General features: G+C 67.1%; 17 protein-coding genes. 6 read left to right on the top strand and 11 right to left on the bottom strand.

Going from position 1 to position 19106, the window contains the following annotated elements; genetic code table 11:
- Positions 1-13: 13 nt before the first annotated feature.
- On the bottom strand, positions 14-3310 hold the full coding sequence (locus tag ACP7AZ_RS13250; protein WP_426039107.1) for an amidohydrolase family protein: 3297 nt from the start codon (positions 3308-3310) through the stop codon (positions 14-16).
- Positions 3311-3504: 194 nt separating this feature from the next.
- Between ACP7AZ_RS13250 and ACP7AZ_RS13245 the strand changes: the two genes are divergently transcribed.
- Both ACP7AZ_RS13245 and ACP7AZ_RS13240 read left to right on the top strand, forming a co-directional pair.
- Entirely contained in the window at positions 3505-5235 is a 1731-nt protein-coding gene (locus ACP7AZ_RS13245) for a DUF1800 domain-containing protein (protein ID WP_426039106.1), read from the top strand.
- Complete coding sequence (locus ACP7AZ_RS13240) at positions 5232-6785, top strand: DUF1501 domain-containing protein (protein ID WP_426039105.1); 1554 nt, start codon at positions 5232-5234, stop codon at positions 6783-6785. Before ACP7AZ_RS13245 ends, ACP7AZ_RS13240 begins: the two co-directional genes overlap by 4 nt.
- Before the next feature lie 79 nt (positions 6786-6864).
- Here the strand turns inward: ACP7AZ_RS13240 and ACP7AZ_RS13235 are convergent, their stop codons facing one another.
- From ACP7AZ_RS13235 to ACP7AZ_RS13210, 6 genes are all read right to left on the bottom strand, one after another.
- The gene (locus ACP7AZ_RS13235) at positions 6865-7386 is read right to left on the bottom strand and encodes a hypothetical protein (protein WP_426039104.1); all 522 of its coding nucleotides are present in this window, start codon (positions 7384-7386) and stop codon (positions 6865-6867) included.
- Positions 7387-7396: 10 nt separating this feature from the next.
- Positions 7397-8839, bottom strand: a complete 1443-nt coding sequence (locus ACP7AZ_RS13230; RefSeq protein WP_426039103.1) for an MBOAT family O-acyltransferase — start codon at positions 8837-8839, stop codon at positions 7397-7399.
- Between the two features lies 1 nt (position 8840).
- Positions 8841-9641, bottom strand: coding sequence for a GDSL-type esterase/lipase family protein (locus tag ACP7AZ_RS13225; RefSeq protein ID WP_426039102.1), 801 nt, complete (start codon positions 9639-9641; stop codon positions 8841-8843).
- The gene (locus ACP7AZ_RS13220) at positions 9638-10516 is read right to left on the bottom strand and encodes a DUF459 domain-containing protein (RefSeq protein WP_426039101.1); all 879 of its coding nucleotides are present in this window, start codon (positions 10514-10516) and stop codon (positions 9638-9640) included. Before ACP7AZ_RS13220 ends, ACP7AZ_RS13225 begins: the two co-directional genes overlap by 4 nt.
- Before the next feature lie 93 nt (positions 10517-10609).
- Positions 10610-11569: a peptidase gene (locus tag ACP7AZ_RS13215; RefSeq protein ID WP_426039100.1), complete on the bottom strand. Its 960-nt coding sequence runs from the start codon at positions 11567-11569 to the stop codon at positions 10610-10612.
- 180 nt (positions 11570-11749) lie between these two features.
- Entirely contained in the window at positions 11750-12280 is a 531-nt protein-coding gene (locus tag ACP7AZ_RS13210; RefSeq protein WP_426039099.1) for a peptidase S1, read from the bottom strand.
- A 213-nt stretch (positions 12281-12493) separates the two neighbouring features.
- Here ACP7AZ_RS13210 and ACP7AZ_RS13205 point away from each other — a divergent pair, with 213 nt between their 5' ends.
- Genes ACP7AZ_RS13205 through ACP7AZ_RS13190 form a run of 4 tightly spaced genes read left to right on the top strand, consistent with a single transcriptional unit; the run spans position 12494 to position 15576 of the window.
- Positions 12494-13198 carry a CoA transferase subunit A gene (locus ACP7AZ_RS13205; RefSeq protein ID WP_426039098.1) on the top strand — a complete coding sequence of 235 codons (705 nt, stop codon included), beginning with the start codon at positions 12494-12496 and terminating at the stop codon, positions 13196-13198.
- A 1-nt stretch (position 13199) separates the two neighbouring features.
- A complete protein-coding gene (locus ACP7AZ_RS13200; protein WP_426039097.1) occupies positions 13200-13610 on the top strand; it encodes a carboxymuconolactone decarboxylase family protein in 411 nt (136 codons plus the stop codon).
- A 1-nt stretch (position 13611) separates the two neighbouring features.
- Positions 13612-14271 carry a 3-oxoacid CoA-transferase subunit B gene (locus ACP7AZ_RS13195; protein ID WP_426039096.1) on the top strand — a complete coding sequence of 220 codons (660 nt, stop codon included), beginning with the start codon at positions 13612-13614 and terminating at the stop codon, positions 14269-14271.
- Between the two features lie 42 nt (positions 14272-14313).
- Entirely contained in the window at positions 14314-15576 is a 1263-nt protein-coding gene (locus ACP7AZ_RS13190; protein ID WP_426039095.1) for a toxic anion resistance protein, read from the top strand.
- Here ACP7AZ_RS13190 and ACP7AZ_RS13185 read toward each other — a convergent pair.
- The 4 genes from ACP7AZ_RS13185 to ACP7AZ_RS13170 are packed head-to-tail and all read right to left on the bottom strand — an operon-like array spanning position 15573 to position 19056.
- Positions 15573-16178, bottom strand: a complete 606-nt coding sequence (locus ACP7AZ_RS13185) for an ABC-type transport auxiliary lipoprotein family protein (RefSeq protein WP_426039094.1) — start codon at positions 16176-16178, stop codon at positions 15573-15575. The genes ACP7AZ_RS13190 and ACP7AZ_RS13185 overlap by 4 nt on opposite strands.
- A complete protein-coding gene (locus ACP7AZ_RS13180) occupies positions 16175-17113 on the bottom strand; it encodes an MlaD family protein (RefSeq protein ID WP_426039093.1) in 939 nt (312 codons plus the stop codon). The genes ACP7AZ_RS13185 and ACP7AZ_RS13180 overlap by 4 nt, the downstream gene beginning before the upstream one ends.
- 9 nt (positions 17114-17122) lie before the next feature.
- On the bottom strand, positions 17123-17941 hold the full coding sequence (locus tag ACP7AZ_RS13175) for an ABC transporter ATP-binding protein (protein ID WP_426039092.1): 819 nt from the start codon (positions 17939-17941) through the stop codon (positions 17123-17125).
- Entirely contained in the window at positions 17938-19056 is a 1119-nt protein-coding gene (locus ACP7AZ_RS13170; protein WP_426039091.1) for an MlaE family ABC transporter permease, read from the bottom strand. Before ACP7AZ_RS13170 ends, ACP7AZ_RS13175 begins: the two co-directional genes overlap by 4 nt.
- Between the last annotated feature and the right edge of the window lie 50 nt (positions 19057-19106).

Genomic DNA, 19106 nt, shown 5'->3' with positions numbered 1-19106 from the left:
TCAGAACGGCGACTCAGTCCCCGTTGTGGCCGTGCCCTTGCGCGTGGGTGGAGCCGACCGCGAAGCCCTGGTCGCCCTCGCGCTCGAACCAGAACGGCGCCCTCGCCCGCTCCCGCAGCCCGACCTCGTTCATGTGGTCGTCGTAGAGGCGGCCGTTGGCCAGCGTGTACCGGACCGAGGTGGTGTTGCGGATGTTCTCCAGCGGGTTCAAGTCCAGCACCACCAGATCGGCCAGCTTGCCGACCTGCAGCGAGCCCACATCCCGATCCAGCCCCAGCGCCCTCGCCCCGTTCAGCGTGCCGGCCCTCAGCGCCTCCAACGGCGTCATCCCACCCTGGGCCATCATCCACATCTCCCAGTGCATGCCCAGGCCCTCACGCTGGCCGTGGGCGCCGGTCGAAACGATCACGCCGAGGTCCAGAAGGCGTTTGGCTTCGCGCGCGATGGAGATGTGATTCCACTCCCCCTCGGGCGCGGTGACCGGCCGCCGGGCGCGGGCGTCCAGCAGGCGGCGCGGCACATATTGCGTCAGGATCGGATGGTTCCAGACCTCGCTCTCCTGGTACCAGTAGTTCTCGCCGAAGGCGCCGCCATAGGCGACGATCAGCGTCGGCGTATAGGCGACATCCGACTGGCTCCACAGGTCGTGAACATCGTCGTAGAGGTTGGCCAGCGGGATCGAGTGTTCGATCGTCGTGTGGCCGTCGACCACCATGCTCATGTTGTGGTGATACAGGGACCCGCCTTCCGGCACGACGTTCATGCCAAGCTGGCGCGCGGCCTCGATGATCTGCTGGCGCTGTTCCCGACGCGGCTGGTTGTAGCTCTTCACGCTCCAGGCCCCGATCGCTTGCATCCGCCGCAGCGTCGACAGGGCGTCGTCCAGACTGTTGACCACCGCCGTGATCGGCGTCGCCGCCCCGTACAGGATCGTGCCGGTAGAGAAGATCCTCGGCCCGACCACCCGGCCGGCGCGGGCCAGCTCGGAATGGGCGAAGATTTCCGATGAGTCGTTCGACGGATCGTGGATGGTCGTCACGCCGAAGCCCAACGCCGCATAGTTCACCCAGCTCTGCTGCGGGATGATCTCGTCAGATCCCATCGAGCCGTGCCAGTGAGCGTCCACCAGGCCGGGAATGATGGTCTTTCCGGTCACGTCCACGACAGTCGCCCCGGCCGGAATCGTCACCTCGCCGCGTGCGCCGATGGCCTCGATGCGGTTGCCGTTGGTGACGATGACTCCGTCCTCGATCACCGTATCGCCGTTCATGGTGACGATCCGCGCGCCGGTCAGGGCCAGGCGTCCTTCGGGCCGATCAGCGACCTGCTGGAAGCCGAGGTTGATGCCGCTTTCCGGCGGTTTCGGCAGCTCGGCCGGCGCGCCTTCGACGAAGGCGAAGCCCTGATTCAAGTCGCGGCTGAACAGCTGCGGCCCCAGCGACCAGCTCAGACGGCGGCTATCGCCCGACCAGTGCAGCCAGTCCCCTGCATCGCGCGTGAACCGCGTCTGCGGCAGGGCCTTGCCGTCCGACGACAACGTCACCGGCCGCCCGGTCCGGGCGAAGGGCGCCACGAAAGCGTTGAAGCGTTCGGTCCAGGCGATCCAGTGCTCGTCCGGCGACAGCACATACTCCGCCGCCCATTCCGAGGTCAGGTGAACCCGCTCGTCGTGGCCGCCCAGATCGACCGACTTCAACGCCGAGTTCCGCTCCACCCGGCCGGTGAAATAGATGCGGTCGTTCGAGGCGCCGAACTGGGGCGCGACGCCGTCATCAGTGACGAAGGTGGCCTCGCCGCCGGCTTCCGGGATGCGGTAGATGCCCGGTTCGCGGCTCCACAGGCCAGAGGTCAGGAAGCCGTCCGCAACCTTGCGATAGGCGATGGTCCGCCCGTCCGGTGAGAAGGTCGGCTCGATGTAGTGGCCCGGATGCGAGGTCACGACGCGGCTCTCGCCGCCGCTGGCCGGTATCACGCGGATGGTCCCCAGATCCTCGTCGTCCCAGGTCGTGTAGACGATCGACCGGCCGTCCCGCGACCAGGCGGGATAGAGCTCGAAATGGTCCGACTGGCGCGTCAGGCGACGCGGCGTCCCGTTCGGAAGGTCCTTGATCCACAGATTGCCGAGGGCCTCATAGACCACGCGCGATCCGTCCGGAGACGTCCGCGCCCAGCGGACCATTTTCACATCGAACGTGTCGGGCGCCACATCGACCGGGAAGCGCACGGCCTCCTCAACGCGACGGGTGTCTGCGACGTGGAACGGGACGTCCGCGACCTCGCGCGAGGCGACGTCGATGCGGCGGATCTTGCCGCCGGCCCAGAAGACGATGGCCGAGTTGTCGGGCGTCCAGCTCATCGCCGGATAGACGCCGTGGACGGCCCAGGTCTCCTGCAGGTCGCGGTCGAGACCGGAATAGATCGCCGTCTCGCGTCCGCTCTCGATGTCCATTACGAACAGGGTCGACTGGTAGCGAACGCGCCGGACGAAGGCAAAACTCTTGCCGTCGGGCGACGGCGTCGGGCGGATCGATCCGCCCGGCCCGCCGAGGAACTCCTCGACCTCGCCCGTCTCGCGATCCAGCCGCTGGATCACATAGATCTCGGTGTTCACGTCCTTGGAGTATTCGAACACCTCGCCCGCGGTGTTGTCGTCACTGAAGTACAGATAGCGGCCGTCCGGCGAGAAGGCGGGTTCCCCGGAGTCCTTCTGCTGCGTCCGCCGCGTGGTGAGCTGGACACCGCCGCCGCCCGAGCGGTGATACATCCACATCTCGCCGGCCCCCAGCGATCGGGACGAAGTGAAGTGTTTGCGCGCCACGATGAACTCGCCGTCCGGCGACCAGTCGGGCGAGTTCAGCAGACGGAAGCTCTCGTCCGACACCTGCGTCGGGTTCGACCCGTCGCGGTTCATGACCCAGATATTGTCGCCGCCGTCACGGTCGGAGGTGAAGGCGATCTTCGTTCCGTCCGGCGAATATTTCGGCTGCATGTCCCAGGCGACGCCGGATGCGATGGCCCGCGCCTCGCCGCCGCCGATCGGCATGACGTAGATGTCGCCCAGCAGGTCAAAGACGATCTCGCGGCCGTCCGGGCTGACGTCCAGCGCCATCCATGTGCCTTCGGTAACGTCGATGGCCGCGTCGTGCGCAGGGCCCGGCGGGTTCTGTACGTCCCACCCGGCCGTCTCGGCCTCGTCCGCCAGCGGTGCGGCGGGAGCAATTGCCGGCTCCGGCGGGGCCGCAGTCTGGGCCCATGCCGTACCGGCCACGGACAGCGCCACCACGGCGCTCAGCACAACACGCATCAGCATAAGACGATTCCCCCAAACGCTTGTTCCAGCCTGTGTAGGCAGGCCGCCGGAATTTGGCGAGAGGCCCCGTCGATCGGAAAATTTTGCACGAAGACGTGAAGGCGCTATTGGGGAATAATGCACCGTGTCGGTGTAAAGCGACGAGAAGTCGTCGCTTTACTTCCAATGTAGTGACGCTGGTCGGGGGGCCGTTCTTGCCTGATTTCATGATCAACAGCCTGCGCGCCTGCGCATTGTCCGCCATGCTTCTGGTCGGACTGGCCTCGTGCGGCGAGGGTGGGGCCTTGTCCGTCTTTGGCGACGCCCGCGAACGAACGACGCCGGTCGAGAACGACCCGGCCACGGCCGAATCGGCGGCGCGATTCCTGACCCAGGTCACGTTCGGACCGACCGACAACGACATCAGGACGGTCCTTGCCAAGGGCTATGGCGCCTATCTGGAAGGCCAGCTCAACGCGGTCTCGTCGTCCCATATGGCCTATGTGGACAATCGCCTGGCCCAGATCCAGCTGACCAATCCCACGGCCACGCTCAGCGCGAACCAGTTCTATGAAAGTTACTGGCTCTACGCCGCCACCAGCCAGGCCCAGCTGCGCGAGCGGATGAAACTGGCCCTGTCTGAGATCTTCGTAATCTCACTGCTGGACAACGCAATCGATACGCGCGGCGCGGCCTCCTACTATGACATGTTGGGGACCAACGCTTTCGGCAACTACCGCACCCTGCTGGGGCAGGTGGCCCTGCATCCGATGATGGGGCGCTACCTGACGCATCTGGCGAACCAGCGGGAAGACCTCGCCTCGGGCCGCAAGCCCGACGAGAATTTCGCCCGCGAGGTCCTCCAGCTGATGTCTGTCGGCGTCTATCAGCTGAACGCCGACGGTACCCTGCGCCGCGACGGCGCCGGGGCGACGATCCCGACCTACACCTCGGAGGACATCTCCAACCTGGCCAAGGTCTTCACCGGCTACAGCTGGTACAGCCCGACACCGACCAACACCACCTTCTTCGGCGGATCCCGCAACGTCGACGCCTCGGTGCGGCCGATGATCTATTATGCGAACTATCACTCGATCACGGCCAAGACCTTCCTGGGCGTGACCCTTCCGGCGGGGGCGGCGAACGGTCCGAACGATCTCGGCGTGGCGCTGGACACGATCTTCAACCATCCCAACGTGCCGCCGTTCATGTGCCAGCGCCTGATCCAGCGGCTGGTGACCTCCAATCCGACGCCGGGCTATGTCGGGCGTTGCTCGGCCATCTTCAGCAACAACGGCGCGGGCGTGCGTGGCGACCTCAGAGCCGTGGTCAGGGCGATCCTGATGGACTCCGAGGCGCGCAACCAGTCCCTGGCCTCAACGCCGGGCTACGGCAAGTTGCGCGAACCTGTCATCCGAGTGACCAACTGGATGCGGGCCTTCGGGGCGACGTCCGTCAGCGGGAACTATCTGATCACCTCGACCAGCGCGAACACGTCGCTGGGACAGTCGGCGCTGGCCTCGCCCTCGGTCTTCAACTTCTACCGGCCGGGCTACATCCCGCCCAACACCCGCCTGGGCGCGCAGGGACTGACGGCGCCGGAGTTCCAGATCGTCGACGAGGTCACTGTCGCCGGCTACGCCAACACCATGCAGACGGCGATCGGCACGGGCATAGGCTCCGGTTCCGACGTCCGCTCGGCCTATACGAACGAGGTCGCCATCGCGGACGACGCCAACGCCCTGGTCAACCGGATGGACCTGCTCCTGCTCTACGGCCAGATGAGCCCCTCGCTTCGCGCCCGCATTGTCGAGAGCGTGAACAGCGTCGTCATTCCGGCGCCCACCGCGAACAATGCGGCGACGATCGCCACTGCCAAACTCAACCGGGCCAAGCTTGCAGTCTACATGACGATGGTCTCGCCCGAATATCTGGTGCAGCGATGAGCCACGGAATCCACACCCGGCGTCAGTTGCTGCGCATCGGCGGCGGCCTGTCGATGCTCGGCGCCGCCGCGCCCTTCGCCGCCCAACTGGCCGCGGCCGGCGCCGCGGTCAGCCAGAGCGCCCCGGACTACAAGGCCCTGGTCTGCGTCTTCATGTTCGGCGGCAACGACGCCAACAACATGGTGCTGGCGACCGACCAGGACAGCTGGACCCGCTATTTCACCGCCCGCAACACCGGCGTGGATCCGATCGCCCTGATGCCCGTCGGTACGGCGCCGACAGCGGTGGGCGCGACCAACCCCCTGACCGGCCGCGTCGCCACCGCAGCGTCGCCCGACGCCTGGGGCGGCGTCCTGCCGATCGTTCCCCGGACGATCCAGGCCGTTCCGGCCGGCACCAACGCCTCGACCCGAACCTTCGGCCTGCATCCGCACATGGGCCCGGCCAAGACCGTGTTCGACGCCGGTCGCCTGGCGGTCGTCGCCAATATCGGCACCCTCGTCCGGCCGGTCACGCGCGCCCAGTACGAAGCTCGCTCGGTCACCCTGCCGACCAACCTCTTCTCGCACAACGACCAGCAATCGACCTGGCAGGCCGGCCGCACCGAGGGCGCCCAGCGCGGTTGGGGCGGTTCGTTCAGCGATCTTCTGACCGGAATGAACGGGACGAACGCCCTGTTCACCGCCGTCTCCACGGCCGGCAACGCCGTCTTCCTGTCCGGCCAGGACGTCGTCCAGTACCAGATGAGCACGGGGGCCCAGCCGGCCGTCGTCATCAACGGTCAGACGGGGACCAGCCTGTTCGGCTCCACCGTCGCCCCCAGCAGGGTGAGCGACATCGTCCGCGACACCTCATCTGCCAGCCTGTTCGCCGCCGACTACGCCACCACGACCGGACGCTCGATCGGCGCGGCGGGATCGTTGAACACCGTCTTCACCTCCTCCGCAGTCACCAGCGTCCCGGCAGTCCCCGCCTATCGCAACCCGATAACCGGTGCGACCGAGACGAACACCCTGGCGGTCCAGCTCCAGACCGTCGCCCGGATGATCGCCGCCGCCCCCACCCTGGGCGTCAAACGCCAGGTCTTCTTCGTCAGTATCGGCGGGTGGGACAGTCACGACGTTCAGAATACCGCCCAGCCCAACAACCTGTCCAAGGTCGCCAACGCCCTGGCCTACTTCGACGAGGTCCTGGGCAATCTCGGCGGCGTCAACATGCGCGAGGCGGTGACCACCTTCACCGCGTCGGATTTCTCGCGGACCTTCACGACCAACGGCGACGGCACCGACCACGCCTGGGGCGGGCATCACCTGGTCATGGGCGGCTCGGTCCGGGGCGGCGACATCTACGGCCAGTTCCCGACCGTCGGGATCGATCAGGGCACGGCCTTCCGCAACCCGGACATGACCCAGGCCTACATGATCCCGACCACTTCGGTGGATCAGTACGCCGCCACCTTTGGCCGCTGGATGGGGGTGTCGGAAACCAACCTCGACCTGATCTTCCCCAATCTCAGGAACATGGTCACGCGGGGGCTGGGCTTCCTCTAGGGCCTTATCGTTTGAGACGGAACTGCTTCGTGCTTCTGTCGAAAGCGTGAATCAGGCCCTCGCTGGTGCCGATCCTGCTCTAGGACCGGCGACGGCCCGCCCACTCCGCATCTCGCGTTGCCTCGTAGCCGTCCCGCACCGTCTGTCTCGGCTGGTCGGCGCCCAGTTGCGCGATCTGTTCGGCCCAGACGTCGGCCATACGGCGGACCGTCGTGGTCACCCAGCCCGGAGCCTGTTGACGCGACCAGTTCTGGATCGACACGGCGTTGAAGATCAGCAGGAAGACCGTCGCCAACACGATGATGCGGCTGGTCCAGCGACGGTCGCGCGCCGCCACCCCCTCCTCGTCCGGCGGCTCTCCCGGCGGGAAGGCGAACCGTCCCAGCGCCAGCAGCGGATTGACCGGCACCTGAGCCGTCGGCAGGTCGTGGGCGTCGGCCGTCTCGATCCAGTCGCTGGGCGGATCCTGCCGGACCTCGTCGACGGGATCGTCCAGATAAGGTTCGGCAGCCTCCCCCTCCAGCGGCGGGAAGGGGCTGGCCGGCAAGGCCGTCGGGAAGGGCGCCAGCGGGATTTCAGGATCGTCGGGACGGTCGCTCATCTCGCCACCCTCAGAACTGGAAATAGATGAAGGGGGCCACGCCGTCCGGGCGCACGGCCTCGACCAGCAGGATGGCTGCCCCGAGCAGCAGAGCCATGGTCAGGGACGGCGCTGGCTTCAGCCAGGTCGCGATCCCCTCGGCCGCACGCGGCGGCAGCCAGTGCATGGCCAGACCGCCCACGATCAGCGTCAGCAGGAAGGGCGTCACCAGGGTCGCCGCCTCGAACCGCCCGAGCCCCGTCAACACCTCCACCGCCATCGGGAAGGTCTCGGACCGGAACAGGATCCAGCCCAGGCAAACGATATGGAAGGTGACCAGCACGCCGAGCCAGGCCGGCGGTCCCTTGCGGTCGCCGTCCGCGCTCAAGTCGCCCTCAGGGCGATAGCGCGATGAGAATGCCGCGCGGCCCAGTCGCTCAACCACCTGCACCCCGCCGTGCAGCGCCCCCCAGGCCACGAAGGTCCAGGCCGCCCCGTGCCACAATCCGCCCAGCAGCATGGTAATGAAGACGTTGAGGCAGGACCGGATCAGCCCCTTCTTGCCCCCTCCCAGCGGCACATAGAGGTAGTCGCGCAGCCAGCTGGACAGGCTGATATGCCAGCGCCGCCAGAAGTCCTGCATCGAGCTGGCGCGATACGGCTGGTCGAAGTTGCGCGGGAAGGAATACCCCAACAGGGCCGCGATCCCGATCGCCATGTCCGAATAGGCCGAGAAATCGCAGTAGATCTGGACCGCATAGCCATAGACCGCCGCCATCAGGTCCAGCGTTCCATAGGCCGCCGGATCGAAGAAGACCGGGTCGACCAGTCGCACCGACAGTTCCGACGCAATCACCGTCTTCTTGAACAGCCCCCAGCAGATCAGCAGCAGCCCATGCGTAGCCATCTCCCTTGTCAGCCGCGGCGCGCGGTCGAACTGGGGCAACAGGTCCGACGCCCGCACGATGGGCCCGGCGACCAGATGCGGGAAAAAGCTCATCAGAAGCATGACGTCGAGCAGCGACCGCGCGACCGGCGTCTTCCGGCGATGCACGTCGACGACGTAGCTGATGCCCTGGAAGGTGAAGAAGCTGATCCCGACCGGCAGCACGATCTGCAGCAAGGGCAGGTCCCGCTCCCACCCGAACCGGGTCAGCAGGTCGCCCGCCTGTTCGACGAAGAAGCCGTAGTATTTGAAGAAGCCCAGGATCAGCAGATTGGCCGCGACGCCGAGCCCGACCAGCCACTTCCTTCGGCTCTGCTCGTCGGACCGCGCGATCAGAACCGCGACACCCCAGTTCAGGATGGCGGACGCGATCAGCAGGGCGACGAACCGCCAGTCCCACTGGGCGTAGAAGAACCAGCTGGCCAGCAGCAGGAACAGCTTCCGCCGCCCGTTGTCGCGATCCAGCGACCAGGCGGTGAAATAGACGAACAGGAAGAACACGCCGAACGCCAGCGTCGGGAACAGCACCCTACCGGTCCCGCTGGTCGTAGGCCGCGATCAGGTCGGCGGCGAGCAGCGCCCCGATCCAGTCGCCGCCAGGGCCGGTGAAATGCACATGGTCGCCACGCATCAGCGGGGCCTCACCCAGCGTCAGGGCGTGGGCCGAACAGTCTCCCCCCATACGGCCCCTCCAGTCCCAGAACGCGACGCCCATCGACGCCGCAACCCGATGCTGCACGTCCCGCACCACCGACAGAGTGTCGGGCGCCTTCCAGCGATAGTCCGCATCTCCCGCGCATCGGCCGCCCCCGTCGCCCCGCATCGCTTCGGGCGCCCCAAGCATCAGGATCGCCGTCCCGGGCGAGGTCTCCCGCACCCGTTCGATCTGGGCCCGCAGTAGGGCCTCGTAGGCGCGCGGGTCGAGCAATTCGTCGAACCCCTCGTTGGTGCCATAGGCGAGGATGACCAGATCCGGCCCCGCCTCGCCGTCGTCCAACAGCGGCTCGCGCTGCGCCATGGCGTTGAGCGTCGCCCCGACCAGCCCGTGCGCATGCAGATGAATTGGCCCGCCCTCGAACCGTCCCTGCAGCCGCCATAGGAGGGAGCGGGTGATGTCCCCGCCGGCCGTGTGGCTGTCGCCGAACTGGACGATGCTCACCGGCCTGCGCTGTCCGAAGGCGGCGAAGAACGCGGTCAGTCCCTCCGGCTGGCAGATCCCGCCCGGACAGGTCGCGCTGACCGGCGACGGCAGCGGCCTGTAGGGGCGCTCCTGCGCAATGGCCGGGCCCGCCAGCGCCAGTCCAATGAGCAGGGCCAGCGCCCGGTTCACGCCGCCGGTTCTGCGGCCGGACCTGGCAGCCCCGCGTCCCGCTTCAGTCGCGCGGCCACCGGCTCGGTGATCCGCAGATACCCGGCCATCGACATGTGGATCCCATCGTTGGCCCGCATCAAGCGCCGCCGCCCGGTGCCCGTCTCCGGCAGGTAGGCGTCGTATTCGCCCTCGGCGTTCTGCGTGATGCTTTCAGTCTCGATATAAGGCACCCGCAGCGCCGCCATCCGCGCCGATACCACCTCGTTGATCAGCATCATCTTGGCGTCGAAGCTGGCTCGTTTCATCGCCGGCAGCCCGACCCAGTAGACCGCCACGTTCTGGCCCCGCAGCATCGCCACCAGGTCGTCGACCCGTCTGGCGTAGGCGGCCTTCCAGCCGTCGGTGCCGAAGTCGTGGACCTCACCGTCGATGCTGATGCCCTGCGCGTCGTTGGTGCCGAACAGGATCACCGCAGCGTCGATAGGCTGTTCGGCGATCTGACGCGCCGTCTTGGCCTGGATGTCGACGTAGTCGTAGCGGCTCAGACCCGTGGAGACCTCGCTGAATTTGGTCACCGTCACGCCCGGCTGGTCGCGCATCTCGCGGTAGAGGCCGGTCCACAGGCCGTCGGCCATGGAGTCCCCGAACACCCCGATCCTCAGTTGTCCGCGCGCGGCTCGCTCGGCCAGCGGCCTCGGCACGGGTGCGTTGGGGAACGCAGCGGCAGGCAGGACGGCGGGGGCGATCGGCTCGGGGCCTGCAGAGGCATTGGCGACCCCGCCCAGCATCAGGGTCGGACGACGCAGCCAGCCGCGGCCGTCCGGCGTCAGCGCCAGCCCGATCAGAACACCGACGACCAGGGCCGCCGTCACTGCATTGATACCCGCGCGCAAACGTCCCACCCCGACCGGGAAACTCAAGTCCCGCTTATAACCCGGCGACGCTCACCGCCGCCATGGCGCACGCGTCACGCACGAGGATAAAGGTTAACGGCCCAGTTCGGTCAGGAACAGCCGACCCGACACGCCCCGGCCGGCATAGGCGCCGACCCAGACGTCATAGACGCCCGCTCGCGGGTTCCGGAACGTGATCTCCGGGTCTGCCTGGCCACCGGAATCGTCGTCGCAATACCATTGTCCGTCCGGTCCATTGATGACCAGGGTCGTGTCCCCGTCGGCCTCGACGCCAAACGTCAGGGGCAGGCTGCCTGACTCGTAGGTCAGCTGGAAATCGGGCGCCTCCGAGATCATGCCGACGCAGCCGCTGGCCACCGTCGAGGCGTCAATACTGCCGCCCGAATAGATCGGCAGCCAGTAGGGGTCCGGCGTGAACCCGGCCGACAGGTAATACTCGCCAAAATTGGCGGTCAGGGCGGAGTTGGGCCGGGTGGCATCCGAATACCGGCCGTCGTTGTTGCCGCCGCTGTCGCCATAGACCTGGCTGTTCAGCTCGGTGATGTAGAGCTGCGCCGCCGCGCCGTTGCCGCCGTAGGCGCCGACGAAGACGTCATAGGTCCCGGACTGGGGATCAGAAACCGACATCAGCGGGTTGGTGCCGTCGCCGCTGTCATCGTCGCAATACCACCGGCCGTCCGGCCCGTTGATGACCAGGGTCGTATCGTTCGAGCTGGTGACCCCGAAGATCAGCGGCAGGCTGCCCGCACTGTAGGTCAGCTGAAAGTCCGGGGCCCGCGCCACCATGCCGACGCAGCCGCTGGCGATGGTCGTAGCGTCCACGTCGCCGCCCGAGAACATGTCGACCCGGTAGGGGTCGGGCGTGAAGCCTGACCTCAGAGACGCGTCGCCATAGGTCGCCCGCTGGCTGATATCCACGGCGGATGCGGTGACCTTCTGCCCCTTCTGGCCGCTCAGCGGAGCCGCCGCCGACGCTCCAGTGGTGAGTGCAAGGGCGCCGATCATCAGCGCGAGCCCAAAAGCGGTCTTCATCGTCTCACCTCCGTCGAACGATCCCCGTCGTCCGCACTCGTTGCAATGTTGCAGCCGAACACCCGTCGGCGTCTTCATCAACACGAATGGGAGCGCCCGCTGGCTACAGGGAGCCGCGCACGATCCCATTCCCCTCACACGGATCAGATATCATCGGCTGGTGAAAGACAACCGTCCGCCTCAGCGAAGCTCGGTGATGAACAGTTCCGCGTCAGCCGAATCGCCGCCGAAGGCCCCGATCCAGACGTCATAGACTCCCGATTGCGGACGATAGAACGAGATTTCCGGGTCGGTCCCGCCGCCGGAGTCGTCGTCGCAATACCAGTCGCCGTCTGGAGCGTTGATGACCAGGGTCGCATCGCTGTAGCTCGACACCCCGAACGTCAGCGGCAGGCTGCCGGCGTCGTAGGTCAGCTGGAAGTCCGGCGCCCGCGAGATCATGCCGGTGCACTCCCCGCCCAGACTGGACGCATCGAGCTCGCCGCCCGAGGTCACCGACACCGTATAGGGATCGTCGTCGAACCCGGCGCTCAGATACTCTTCGCCGTAGTTGGCCCGCGCGCTGGGGTCTGGCGCGCCATTGCCGCCGCCGTAGCTCCCGCCGCCATAGGCCGGCCCGGGCCCGTAGCCGCCGCCGTAGCCGTAGGGATCCTCGACGCAGCCCGACAGACCGATGATTGCCAGTGCGCCCAGCGCCAGAATGATCCGCATCTCGATGTCCCCACGAAGCCCCTCGCTCCGCTTTCATCAGAGATCATCGATTGCCTGAAAACAACCTGTCGTCGGAAATCGTCAGGTTACGCGTCGGTCCGCTTACCATTGGCGCTCGCTGCCGGGCCTCGCTACCTTGCCCCCGCGCCCCGACCGCCGTATGGAGCGTTCAAGCACCGATATTCATCTATCGGTGAAATAAACGAGGAAGCGATGCGCAAGATCTACGCCGACGCCAAAGCGGCGCTCGAGGGCCTGACCTTTGACGGCATGACCGTCATGTCCGGCGGCTTTGGCCTGTGCGGCATCCCCGAGAACCTGATCGCGGGTCTCAAGGCCTCCGGGGTGAAGGGGCTTACCGTCATCTCCAACAATGCGGGCGTCGACGGCTTCGGCCTCGGCCAGCTTCTGGAGACGCGCCAGATCGCCAGGATGATCTCGTCCTACGTTGGCGAGAACAAGGAGTTCGAGCGCCAGTATCTGGCCGGAGAGTTGCAGCTGGAGTTCAACCCCCAGGGCACCCTCGCCGAGCGCATCCGCGCAGGCGGCGCCGGCATCCCGGCCTTCTTCACCGCTACCGGCGTCGGCACCCTGGTCGCCGAGGGCAAGGAAGTCCGCAACTTCGACGGCCGCGACTATGTCATGGAGACCGCTCTTGTCGCCGACCTGGCCATCGTCAAGGCGTGGAAGGCCGACGAGCGCGGCAATCTCGTCTTCCGCAAGACGGCCCGCAACTTCAACCCGATGATGGCCACGGCCGGCAAGGTCACCGTCGTCGAGGTCGAGGAAATCGTCCCCGTCGGCTCGCTGGATCCCGACAACATCCACACGCCCGGCGTCTATGTCGATCGCCTGTTCGTCGGCACGTTCGAAAAGCGCATCGAACAGCGCACCATCCGCCAGCATGCGGACGCCTGACATGACCGCCCAACGCGCCGACCGCGGCGCGGCCTATATGGCGACCCTCGATCCGGGCCTCGAGGGCGCCCTGCGCAAGGGCATGGCCCCGATCGCTCCAGACTTCGCCGACATGATGGTGGAGTTCGGCTATGGCGAGATGATGAGCCGCCCCGGCCTCGATCCGAAGAGCCGCCAGATGGTCACGCTTGGCGCCCTGGCCGCGCTCGGCCACCCCGTCGATCAGCTGAAGGGCCACATCAACGGCGCACTCTCGGTCGGCGTGACGCCGCAGGAGATCGTCGAGGCCCTGATGCAGGTCGCGATCTACGCCGGCTTCCCCTCGGCCACCAACGCCCTTCGCGTCGCCAAACGCGTCTTCGCCGACCGGGGCGTCAGCCCCCTGCCCCAAACCCTTTCCGGAGACTCCTGACATGCCCCGCACCCGCGAACAGCTCGCCGAACGCGCCGCCCAGGAACTGCAGGACGGTTTCTATGTGAACCTGGGGATCGGCATCCCGACCCTGGTCGCCAACTACATTCCGGCCGGCATGGAGGTCACCCTCCAGTCCGAGAACGGCATGCTCGGCATGGGGCCCTTCCCCTATGACGAGGACGTCGACGCCGACCTGATCAACGCGGGCAAGCAGACGATCACCGAGATCCGCGAGAGCGCCTATTTCTCCTCGGCCGACAGCTTCGCCATGATCCGTGGCGGCCACATCAACCTGTCCATCCTGGGCGCCATGGAGGTGGCCGAGAACGGCGACATCGCCAACTGGATGATCCCGGGCAAGCTGGTGAAGGGCATGGGCGGCGCCATGGACCTGGTCGCGGGCGTGAAGCGCGTCGTGGTCGTCATGGAACACGCCAACAAGCACGGCCAGTCCAAGGTTCTGAAGGCCTGCTCCCTGCCGCTGACCGGCACAGGGGTGGTCAGCCGCATTATCACTGACCTCGCTGTCTTCGACGTGAAGCCGGACGGCGCGGGCCTCGAACTGATCGAACTGGCCAACGGCGTGACCCTCGAGGAAGTCGCCGCCAGGACCGAGGCGACCTACACGGTTTCCCAATCCCTGAAAGCTGCGGCATAGTTACTCCGCGATCGGCACGAAGAGGCCGCGACGGAGGGTGATATGGATATTGCGGGGTCGATCAGTCCGCCGGGCGGCGCGCCAAGGCCGGATCCCGAACGCGTGGCCACGCTGCGCTACACCATCGTCGACGAGCCCGAGACCTGCGCCGCCTTCGGCGAGAACGCCCGCGCCGCGCTCGCCTCGCTGAACGACCGCGCCCTGGCCGAAACACGCAGCGGCGACCTCGGCGAATGCCTGCTTCTGCTGGATCAGGTCCGCGGCCATGTCGCCGGCCTCGATCCCGCCCGTCTGGAGCCGCGCAGCGGCCTCGCAGGACTGTTCGACAGTCGAGGCAAGCGGTTGAAGGTCTTCCGCGCCGCCTGGGACTCCGCCGCCACCGCCGTGGCCCGGTCCGCCTCCGACCTCGGCGACCGCGCCGGCGCCCTGGCTCGCAAGAGCACGGCGCTGGAGACCCTGTGGTCCGAAACCCGAGACGCCATCGCCGAACTGGACGCCCATATCGCCGCCGCGCGAATCTGGCTGGACAACGAGACTCCGGCGCCCGCCACCGTTGAATCCGCGGCGCCCTTTGCCGAGATCGAGACGTCCCAACCGACGGAAGAGGTCCACGAACAGGTCGAGGCCCAGGCCGACGACGGAACTCCCGCCTCGCCTGTCGAGGACAGGGGCGAACCGGGGCCGGTCGAGACTGTCGACGACCGCGTCGAAATCGCGCCGACCGGGGAAGCGCGAGCGACGGACCCGATTCTTCCGCCGGACGCCGAAGACGCACCCGTCGCCGAAGGCCTCATCGCCGCCGTCGAACCCCTGGAAGACGCACCATCCAAGGCCGGGGTCGTCGCGGAAGCGTCCGCCGAACCTGAGGTGATGATTGCACCGGAGGCGTCTGCGGCCCCCGAAGCCGAGCGACAGACCGAACCCGCCCCGCCGCCCGCGCCCATCGCCTCACTGCCTCATCCGCTGGAAACCAGGCTCGTCGCGCTGGAGGCCATACGCGCCACGGCGATCGATCGCCTGCCTCTGCTGCGCGCGGCCCAGAATGCCGACTGCCGCGCCCCGGCGATGCTCAAACAGGTCTGCGACGGCGTCGAAGCCTGGCGCGCCGACTGGCAAGATGCCCTGGGCCTCGCGGGCAAACGGCCGAAAAAGGTCCGCCCCGACCGCGTGCGGCTGTCGAACGCCTCGTCCGCCCTGACCGGGAGCATCACCGCCGCAGCCCATGAACTCACGGCCGCGCAGGGCCGCCGCGCCGAGCTCGACGCCCGCACGGCGCCCGCCCCGGGCGCCGCACTGGCAGCCTAGTCCGTCGTCGCGTTCGCGTCGGTCCACGCCACGATCTGCGTGTTCACATCCCGCGTCGCCAGGTCATAGGCCTCTACGATGGCCGAGACCCGGTTCTCGCCGGCCGGCTGGCTGACCGTGAAGGTCTGTTCCGACACCACGGTCCGCTCCGGGAAGCGCAGCAGCCGCGCCCGCACCGTGATCATCACCGTCGGCGTCGCCCCGGCGTAGTCATAGCGGGTCTCGAACGCGCGAACGTCGACGTCCAGCAGACGCGTCGTCGGCGTCAGCTCACGCCGGCCGATCAGACGGACCGTCCGCGCCTGGGAACCGAAGCTGGTCTCCAGCGCATCGCTATACAGCATCAGGGCCGGCGAGACCCAGCGTGCGCCGGCGATATAGGCCGCTTCGGATCCGGTGACGCCCAGCAGTCGGTCGCCCTGCGAGGCCTGCGGCATGTCGAGCGCGCGCAGCTTGATCTGCACCGGCGAGGCGACCGGCGTCGCGACCGGGCCCGCCGCGTCACCGAAGCGATACAGCTGCACCGGGTCCGGCGACGACAGAAGCGCGCATCCGGACAGGGAGACGGCGGCGATGGCCGCAAGGGCGAGGGTGCGGATCATGGCTGGACCTCCAGTTCCTGGGACGGCGGCCGTCCGATGAAGTCACGCGGGCTGGAGCGCACGTCGTCCACCAGTCCCTGCAGGGATTCCGTCGCCTCCTGCAGCCCCTGGATCGCCTCCAGCAGCTGCGGTACGCCGGTCGTGGCGAACTCGCCGGCCGGACCCTCGATGGCGTTGGCCGTGCGGTTGATCGAGGCGATGGCCTCGCGCGCATCACCCGTCGCCTGGTTGATGTTCCGGACAGCTTCCGCGCCGTCTTCGTTGACCAGGCGCCGCGCGTCGACGCCCAGGGCGCGGTATTCGGCTATGGCGCCATTGGCGTTCTCCAGCGCCTTCTCAAGGTCCTCGAACATGCCCTTGCGCGCTTCCAGCTCGGTCGACAGCGCCTCGACGTTCTTCAGACTGGTCGAGAAGCTGCGGATATTGTCGTCCGACAGCACCCGGTTGATGCGGTTCAGCGCGTCCACGGTCTGGGCCAGAACAGTGCCGGAGCCCGACAGCAGTTCGGCGATCGGCGACGGCTGCGACTGGATCACCGGCACGACATTGGCCGGATACTGGGTCTTCAACAGGGCGCTGCCGTCCGTACCGGCGGTGATCTGGATATAGTTCAGGCCGGTGATGCCCTGCGGCTCCAGCTGGGCCCGCGAGGTCACCCGCACCGGCGTCGTGCCGTTAAGCCTGACCCGCGCGATGACCTGGTCGCCCTTGTCGGGATCCAGGTTCAGGTCGGTGACCTCCCCGACCCGGATGCCGTTGAAGTGCACCTCGCCGCCCTCCGACAGCCCGCGCACCGGCCCGTAGAAGACGATGTCATAAATATCGTAGTCGTCGTTGAACTGCAGCCGGGCCAGCCAGATGGCGAACACCGCCAGCGCCGCCAGCAGGGCGACGGTGGCTATGCCCACGGCGGCGTAGTGTGCGTCTCGTTCCATCGTCTGTCCCTACGCCGCCTTGGTCGCCGCGCGTCCGCGCGGCCCCAGGAAATATTCCTTGATCCACGGGTGGTCGGATTTCTCCAGCTCCTGCACCGTGGCCTTCTCGATCACCTGTTTATCAGCCAGCACCGCGACCTTGTCGCAGATGGCGTACAGACTATCCAAATCGTGCGTGATCATGAAAACAGTCAGACCCAGATCGTCGGACAACTTGCGGATCAGTTCGTCAAACGCCGCCGCCCCGATCGGATCCAGTCCCGCTGTCGGCTCGTCGAGGAAGATCAATTCGGGATCCATAGACAGGGCGCGGGCCAGACCCACGCGCTTGCGCATTCCGCCCGACAGTTCGGCGGGCTTCTGGTGGTGGCTCTCGGGTTTGAGACCGACCATGGCGATCTTCATCTCGGCCAGTTCGCGAATGGTGTCCTTGGGCAGTTTGGTGTGCTCGACCATCGGCGAGGCGACGTTCTCAAGCACGGTCAGCGAAGAGAACAACGCGCCTTGCTGGAACAGGACGCCGGTGCGTCGCTCGACGTCGGCGCGTTCCGCATCGGTCGCGCCACCGACATCATGGCCGAAAATCTTGATAGAGCCGCCCTCCGGCTCTTTCAGTCCGATGATGGAGTTCAGCAGCACCGTCTTGCCTGTGCCCGACCCGCCGACGACGCCCAGAACCTCGCCGCGCACGACGTCCAGATCGAGGTCGTGGTGAATCACCTGATCGCCGAACTGGCTCAGCAAACCGCGCACTTCGATCAGGGTCTCCGGCGTCTTGACGCCTGACGCGTCGTTTGCCGCGCCTGTTGTCGTCCGGGCCGCCTTCACAGGTTCAGCTCCAGGAAGATCAGGGCGAACACGGCGTCCAGTGCGATGATGGCGAAGATCGCCTGCACAACCGCCGCCGTGACGCGCCGTCCCAGGCTTTCCACGTCCCCGGCGACGGCCATGCCCTGACGGCAACCGATGGCCGCGATGACAACGGCGAAGACGGGGGCCTTGACCAGCCCGACCATCAGGTGCGTCCCCATGTCCGGGTCTTCGCTGACGCGCTGGATGAAGAAGGCGGGGCCGTAGTCAAGCTGACTCCAGACCACCAGCATGCCCCCCAGGAAGCCCGAGACCATCCCGATGAAGGTCAGCAAGGGAACCATGACGAGCATGGCGGCCAGGCGAGGGATGACCAGGGCCTGGAACGGGTTGACCCCCATCACCTGCATCGCGTCCACCTCCTGGCTCATCCGCATCGAGCCGATCTCGGCCGCGAAGGACGAGGAAGAGCGCCCCGCCAGCAGGATGGCGGTGATGAGGACGCCAAGTTCCCGCAGCACGGCTACGGCGACCAGCTGCACGGTAAACACGCCCGCCCCGAACTGGGTCAGCAGATCGGCTCCGAGGAAGGCGATCACCGCCCCGATGAAGAAGTTGGTCACGGCGATGATCGGCAGAGCGTCAAGGCCCGAGCGCTCCGCCTGGCTCACCCAGGCGGGCCAGCGGATGGCGCCTGGATGCCGCAAGGCGAAGCCCGTCGCCCCCATCAATCGACCCAGGAAGGCCATCGACAGCAGAATTTCGGCCGCAGCGTCGTGCACGCCATGGCCGATCTTGGAGAAGATGCGCACCAGGGGCGCCTGTCGTTTCGGGGGTTCGGCGCTCTGCCGCTCCAGGGTCTCGACCATCGCATAGATGCGGCCGGCCTCTGGGCGCGTGTCGAAAGCGTTGGCGGGCATGGCGAAATTCGACGCCTGCACCAGGGCCAGGGCGCCGGCCGTGTCGAACCGGCCCAGTTCGCTCAGATCGACGTGTTCGATGCTGTAGCCGCGCAGACTTTCCCCGAGGCGGATCGCGGCCTGGTTGAGCCCCATGGTCGTCCAGTCGCCCGTGAGCTTCAGCACGGTCGCGTCGCCCCTGGCGTCCTCGATGTGGAAATCGGCCGTCCTCATACGCCCACCCTTAGACGAGACCGAGCGAATCGCCCATGCCCGAAAGCCGT

The organism is Brevundimonas sp. DC300-4 (genome assembly GCF_049897365.1).
Classification (GTDB): Bacteria; Pseudomonadota; Alphaproteobacteria; order Caulobacterales; family Caulobacteraceae; genus Brevundimonas.
This window is presented reverse-complemented; position numbering and strand designations above follow the sequence as displayed.